Raw genomic sequence first — 6,759 nt, 5'->3', positions numbered from 1 at the left:
CGCATGCCTGTCACGCATGAGGTCGCGAGTTCGACCCTCGTCACTCCCGCCATTATTGCCCAGATAGCTCAGTCGGTAGAGCAGGGGACTGAAAATCCCCGTGTCGGTGGTTCGATTCCGCCTCTGGGCACCATTCAATTTTATAGAAGGCGACGTCGCCAAGTGGTAAGGCAGAGGTCTGCAAAATCTCTATTCACCAGTTCAAATCTGGTCGTCGCCTCCAAAATAAGAATTCAAACAGCTTTAGGGCTGTTTTTTTTTATTCTTTGTGCTATAATTGAAAAAAAATTAACCATAAAGAGGTAGTGTATGAAGAAAATAATTGTGATATACTTTACACTGATAGCATTAGCATATGGACAAGGAAAAGAACTTATATTCGAAGATGTTCCTAAAAATCATTGGGCATACAAAGCGATTCAAAATCTTGTAAATGAAGGAGTTATATCAGAAGAAAGTTTTTTATTTAAAGGAGAGTTTCCAGTTTCAAGGTATAGTTTTGCAGAAGGATTAAATAGAGCTTTCAATACATTGAATGAAAAAAAAGCTAATAGAGGTGATTTAGTTATTTTAGAAAGTTTAGTTTATGAATTTTCTAGAGAACTAACAAAAATTGGCTTTGATACAGATTTATTTAATGGAAAAATAGAAAACATGAGAGTTGATATCGAAGTGATTAGACAAAAAAATGACGAAACTCAAAAACAAGTAAATGAATTACGAAAGAGAATAGAAGTTTTAGAAAAAAATGTAGGTATCTAATTAATATGGAGGTTATATATTATGAAAAAGTTATCATTTGATTATTCAAATGCACTAGGATTTTTTAAAGAAAATGAATTATCGTTAATGGAAGCTCAATGTAAACTTGCTACAGAAACTTTAATGAATGGAGTAGGAGCAGGAAATGATTTTTTAGGTTGGATTGATTTGCCAACTAACTATGATAAAGTGGAGTTTAATAGAATAAAAGATGCAGCAAAAAAAATAAAAAATGATTCAGAAGTTTTAATAGTTATAGGTATCGGAGGTTCTTATTTAGGAGCTAGAGCAGCTATTGAATTTTTATCACATACTTTTTATAATAATCAACCTAAATCAAAAAGAAAAGGACCTGAAATCTATTTTGCAGGGCAAAATATTTCAGGAAAATATATAAGTGATTTATTAGAAATAATTGGAGATAGAGATTATTCTGTTAATGTTATTTCAAAATCAGGAACAACAACAGAACCGGCTATTGCTTTTAGAGTATTTAAAAAGCATTTAGAGGAAAAGTATGGTATTGAAGGTGCAAGAAAAAGAATATATGCAACAACAGATGCAAGCAAAGGTGCGCTTAAAAAGCTAGCAACAGATGAAGGATATGAAACATTTGTTGTACCTGATAATGTAGGAGGAAGATTTTCTGTTTTAACAGCAGTTGGATTATTACCAATTGCAGCAGCAGGAATTAACATAGATGAGTTAATGGCTGGAGCAAGAGATGCTCAAGAGGATTTTAAAGCTCCTTATGAAAGTAATGATTGTTTAAAATATGCAACAATAAGAAATATTTTAAATAGAAAAGGTAAAGATGTAGAGATGTTAATAAACTATGAACCAAGATTACACTATATTGGGGAATGGTGGAAACAATTATTTGGAGAGTCAGAAGGTAAGGATGGAAAAGGATTACTACCTGCAGCAGCAGATTTCTCAACAGATTTACACTCTATGGGGCAATTTATACAAGATGGTAAAAGAGTTTTAATAGAGACGTTAGTAAATATAGAGACACCTGAATGTGATGTGATAATAGAAGCTGATAAGTTAGATTTAGATGGATTAAACTATTTAGCAGGAAAAGGAATGGATTTTGTAAATAAAAAAGCAGCTCAAGGTACAGTTTTAGCTCATGTAGATGGAGGAGTACCTAATTTAATAGTAAACTTACCAGAAGCTACACCATATCATTTAGGATATATGTTCTATTTCTTTGAAAAAGCTTGTGGAGTAAGTGGATATTTACTTGGAGTAAACCCATTTGATCAACCGGGAGTGGAAGCATATAAAGCTAATATGTTTGCTTTATTAGGAAAAAAAGGTTTTGAAAAGCAAGCTGAAGAATTAAATAAGAGATTAAATAAATAGTTAAAAAATAAAGAAGCTCAAAAAAATGAGCTTCTTTTTAATTTACAAAAATATTAAATTGTCTTAAATCCTTATTGATAGTAAAAGGAGCACTTTGATATCCTAGGCTAGGAATCCTAAAATATGCCTTATCATAGTTTAAAATATCTCTAAATTCAAAGAGGCCATCTTTAGAAGTCTTCAATGAAGATATAATTTTGTTATTACTTCCATTGATCAATTCTAACTCAACTTCTTTTAGATAATTGTTTCCATGTACTAAAGCTCCAGATATATAGAATGTTTTAGCTTCAAGAACGATAGAGATATCATTAATAAATTTTTCATTTTGAATTAACATAGAGGCACCATTTCCATAAAAACCTGGTTTTTGAGCAAAAATTGATATTAATCCAACATGCCCTTGAAAAAAGAAAATACCATTTGTATTTGTACTTATATCTAAGAGATTTTCACCAATTTTAACTTTAACTTGAGCATCTTTAATTGGTTCTCCAAAGTTATTGATAACTTTACCATAAATAGATATTTTATTATCAGTCATATTTAAAACTAAATTTTGTGGTGGATTAAAAATATAGTCAACAAAAAAATTATCTCCAACTAGGGATGTATATCCATCTTTTTTTACGGTAACTCTATATTTATTTTCAGGTAATTCTATAGAGAACTCTCCATTAATATCACTTTTTATACATTTAACTTGGTTAGAACTATTGAAAAAGCATACAGTTGCATCTCCTAATCTAAACTCTTTATCAGTGACAAATCCAGAAATAGTAATAGTTTTATTTTGTGCTAAAATATTAAGTGAAATGACAAAGATAAAACATAAGAAAAGTCTAAATCTCATAGAACCTCCGTTGTATTAATGTTATATTTAATTATATCATTTTTTTGATTTTATATGCTATAATTATTAATAAAAATAAATTTTTTATAGAAGGTGATTTTATTTGGTAGATGATATAATAAACGAAAGAGAAAAAGCAAAGTTACACTTCTTAAAAACTCAAACAGAAAAGCTAATTTATTTAGGGGAATTTAAAGAAAATGTTTTAGCTGCTTTAGAAAAGCAGGAAATTGAAAGAAATTTAATTCATAATGAAATAAAAGAAGCGATGAAAGATACGAGAGCTGTTTTATTAAAAATTAGGAGAGATATTCCCTTTGATTCAATTAAAACATATATAGATGAAGCTGAAAAAATAGGACTTAGATATACACTTGTAGACGATGTTACTTTTAGAGGAAATATTGGATTAGTTGTTGTTTCTCAAGAACCTTTAGATAATGAAAATAAAAATGTTGTATTAGAAAGTGCAACGAAGGTATATACTGATGCTGGATTAAGTGAAGCCTTTATATATGGTGAAGGTCATAAAATTTGTCCGAAGCATTATAAAGAGTTAAAAGCAAAACTACCAGAACGATTAGATAAATTTCAAGAAATGAATTTTTTTGATAGATTATTTGGAAAGGTTTGCCCAATAGATATATTTGACAAAAAGGAGAGATAGCATGAGCGTAGAGGCATTTAAAATAATAGGTGGAAAAAAAATAGGTGGGGAATTAAGAGTAGAAGGAGCTAAAAATGCTGCTCTACCAATATTTGTAGCGACATTAATTGAAAAAGGAACTTATATTTTAAATAATGTTCCAAATTTAAGAGATATAGTTACTCTTGTTCAACTTTTAGAAAGTTTAGGACTTGAGATTGAAAAAATAGGAGAACACTCATATAAAATAGTCAACAATGGACTAAAATCACTTGTGGCATCATATGATTTAGTAAAAAAAATGAGAGCTTCTTTTTTAGTTATGGGACCAATGTTAGCGCATGAAAAAAAAGCAAAAGTATCTCTACCTGGAGGGTGTGCAATAGGTTCAAGACCAGTTGATTTGCATTTAAAGGGATTTGAAGCTTTAGGTGTTGAAATAAAAATAGACCATGGTTATGTTGAAGGAGAAGCAAAAGAGCTTATAGGTGGAAAGGTTGTATTCGATTTTCCTAGTGTTGGAGCAACAGAAAATGTTATTATGGCAGCTGTAAAAGCAAAAGGAAAAACAATTATTGAAAATGCAGCAAGAGAGCCTGAAATAGATGATTTATGTAACTTTTTAAATAAAATGGGTGCAAAAATAGGAGGAATCGGTACTGGAAGATTAGAAATTGAAGGAGTAGAGAAATTAACTCCTTGCGAATACTCAATTATTCCAGATAGAATAGTTGCAGGAACTTTTATAGTGGCATCACTTATGTTTGATGGAGCTATAACTGTAAAAGGTGTTATAAGAGACCATATAGAAAGTTTTGTATCAAAACTTGAAGAGATGGGAGCAGAGTTCAATATTGATGGTGATGTTTTAACAACAAAAACTAAACTAAAAGATTTAAAAGCTGTTAAAGCTACAACAATGCCACACCCAGGATTCCCAACAGACTTACAATCTCCAATGATGACTTTAATGTGTTTAGTAAAAGGGACAAGCGAGATAAAAGAAACAATATTTGAAAATAGATTTATGCATGTACCTGAGTTAAATAGAATGGGAGCGAATATTTCAACAGATGCTAATATAGCAAGAATTGATGGAATAGAAGTATTTTCTTCAGCAGAGGTTATGGCTAGTGATTTAAGAGCAGGGGCTTCTTTAATATTAGCAGGATTACTTGCAGACGGAGAAACTATAGTAAATAGAATCTATCACGTAGATAGAGGGTATGAAAACCTAGAGGTGAAGTTAAAAGCATTAGGTGCAGATATAGAAAGAATAAAAGTAGAAATATAAAAGGGTGAGAAAATGGAAAAAGTAATAGGAATAAATCCTGTAATAGAGTTGTTACAAAATAAATCTAACAACATCGAGAAAATCGAGATATTTAAAGGGATGAGAGAAGAAAAATTAGGTAAATTAAAAGCTTTAGCTTCAGCTAGGAATATAAAGTTATTTCAAGTTGGAAAAAAAGAGGAAAACTCTCAAGGTGTAGTGGCATATTTAAGTGATTACGACTACTATATTGAGTTAGGAGAATTCTTAGAAAAGATAGCTAGAGATGAAAAATCAATAGTTTTAATTTTAGATGGAGTTCAAGATCCAAGAAATTTTGGAGCTATAATTAGAAGTGCTGAAATATTTGGAGTAAAAGGAATTATAATTCCAGAAAGAAATTCAGTTAAAATAAATGAAACTGTTATTAAAACTTCAACTGGAGCTATTGAACACGTTGATATAGTAAAAGTTACGAATATATCTGATGCAATAGAGAAGTTAAAAAAGTTAGATTTCTGGGTTTATGGTGCTGAAGGATCTGGAAGTAAGTATTATCATGAAGAGAAGTATCCAAATAAAACAGCTCTTGTATTAGGTAGTGAAGGTGAAGGTATAAGAAAGAAAGTAAAAGAGAATTGTGATATTTTAGTTAAAATACCAATGCACGGAAAAATTAACTCATTAAATGTTTCTGTAGCTGGAGGAATAATACTTTCTGAGATAGCAAAAAATTTATATTAAATAAATAAACCTGTGGAAGTACAGGTTTTTTTATGCTATATTATGAGATAAAATTAAAGTTTAATGGGGTGAAGAGATGAGAGAATATAATTTTAGCCAAATTGAAGAAAAATGGCAACAAAAGTGGAAAGAAGAAAATATATTTAAAACTGAAAATAAAGTTGAAGGAAAAGAGAACTATTATGTTTTAGAGATGTTACCATATCCATCTGGAAAACTACATGTTGGTCATGCTAGAAACTATACAATAGGAGATGTTATAGCAAGATATAAAAGAATGAAAGGGTATAATGTACTACATCCAATGGGATGGGACTCTTTTGGATTACCTGCAGAAAATGCTGCAATTCAAAATGGTGCACACCCAGCACTATGGACAAAATCAAATATAGATAATATGAATAGACAGTTAAAAATGATGGGATTATCATACGACTGGGATAGAGAAATAGCTACTTATACTCCTGAATATTATAGGTGGAATCAGTGGATATTTAAAAAAATGTTTGAAATGGGATTAGTTTATAAGAAAAAATCAACTGTAAACTGGTGTCCAGATTGTCAAACAGTTTTAGCAAATGAACAAGTTGAAGATGGAATGTGTTGGAGACACTCTAAAACTCCTGTTATCCAAAAAGATTTAGAGCAGTGGTTTTTTAAGATAACAGATTATGCAGAGGAATTATTAGAAGGACATAAAGAATTAGCTAACGGATGGCCAGAAAAAGTTTTAACAATGCAAAAAAACTGGATTGGAAAATCTTTTGGAACAGAAGTAAACTTTAAATTAGTTGAGAAAGATGAAAATTTACCAGTATTTACAACAAGAGTTGATACATTATTTGGTGTTACTTATGCTGTAATTGCTCCAGAGCATCCATTAGTAGATGAAATTATAAAAAATAATTCAAATATAAAAGAAGCTGTATCTGCAATGAAAAATACTGATATGATAGAAAGAACAGCTGAAGGAAAAGAGAAAAATGGTATCAATACAGGTTGGCATGTAGTAAACCCTGTAAATGGAGAAAAAGTTGAGTTATGGATAGCTGACTATGTATTGATGAACTATGGAACTGGAGCTGTTATGGCTGTACCAGCACATGATGA

Annotated in this window: 7 protein-coding genes and 2 tRNA genes; 8 read left to right on the top strand and 1 reads right to left on the bottom strand. The window is 30.5% G+C overall.

The window, feature by feature from the left end:
- Nucleotides 1-57: 57 nt before the first annotated feature.
- From Q0V08_RS09835 to Q0V08_RS09820, 4 genes are all read left to right on the top strand, one after another.
- Nucleotides 58-133: transfer RNA gene (locus Q0V08_RS09835), tRNA-Phe, on the top strand.
- 15 nt (nucleotides 134-148) lie between these two features.
- Nucleotides 149-223, top strand: a tRNA-Cys gene (locus Q0V08_RS09830).
- Between the two features lie 86 nt (nucleotides 224-309).
- The gene (locus tag Q0V08_RS09825) at nucleotides 310-762 is read left to right on the top strand and encodes an S-layer homology domain-containing protein (protein ID WP_023050512.1); all 453 of its coding nucleotides are present in this window, start codon (nucleotides 310-312) and stop codon (nucleotides 760-762) included.
- Between the two features lie 21 nt (nucleotides 763-783).
- Nucleotides 784-2,133 carry a glucose-6-phosphate isomerase gene (locus Q0V08_RS09820; RefSeq protein WP_297434343.1) on the top strand — a complete coding sequence of 450 codons (1,350 nt, stop codon included), beginning with the start codon at nucleotides 784-786 and terminating at the stop codon, nucleotides 2,131-2,133.
- 37 nt (nucleotides 2,134-2,170) lie between these two features.
- Here the strand turns inward: Q0V08_RS09820 and Q0V08_RS09815 are convergent, their stop codons facing one another.
- Nucleotides 2,171-2,986, bottom strand: coding sequence for a carboxypeptidase-like regulatory domain-containing protein (locus Q0V08_RS09815; protein WP_297434341.1), 816 nt, complete (start codon nucleotides 2,984-2,986; stop codon nucleotides 2,171-2,173).
- 103 nt (nucleotides 2,987-3,089) lie between these two features.
- Between Q0V08_RS09815 and Q0V08_RS09810 the strand changes: the two genes are divergently transcribed.
- The 4 genes from Q0V08_RS09810 to Q0V08_RS09795 all read left to right on the top strand — a co-directional run.
- On the top strand, nucleotides 3,090-3,653 hold the full coding sequence (locus tag Q0V08_RS09810) for a DUF1694 domain-containing protein (protein WP_297434339.1): 564 nt from the start codon (nucleotides 3,090-3,092) through the stop codon (nucleotides 3,651-3,653).
- A gap of 1 nt (nucleotide 3,654) precedes the next feature.
- Nucleotides 3,655-4,926 (top strand): UDP-N-acetylglucosamine 1-carboxyvinyltransferase, encoded by a 1,272-nt coding sequence (gene murA / locus Q0V08_RS09805; RefSeq protein WP_297434338.1) that lies wholly within the window; start codon nucleotides 3,655-3,657, stop codon nucleotides 4,924-4,926.
- Nucleotides 4,927-4,938: 12 nt separating this feature from the next.
- A complete protein-coding gene (gene rlmB, locus Q0V08_RS09800) occupies nucleotides 4,939-5,649 on the top strand; it encodes a 23S rRNA (guanosine(2251)-2'-O)-methyltransferase RlmB (RefSeq protein ID WP_023050517.1) in 711 nt (236 codons plus the stop codon).
- Between the two features lie 76 nt (nucleotides 5,650-5,725).
- A partial coding sequence (locus Q0V08_RS09795) for a class I tRNA ligase family protein (RefSeq protein ID WP_297434336.1) occupies nucleotides 5,726-6,759 on the top strand: 1,034 nt, incomplete at its 3' end.

Source organism: uncultured Cetobacterium sp. (genome assembly GCF_947038635.1).
Taxonomy (GTDB): domain Bacteria; phylum Fusobacteriota; class Fusobacteriia; order Fusobacteriales; family Fusobacteriaceae; genus Cetobacterium_A.
Note: the sequence above shows the minus strand (reverse complement) of the source record. Positions and strands in the feature narration are given on the sequence as shown.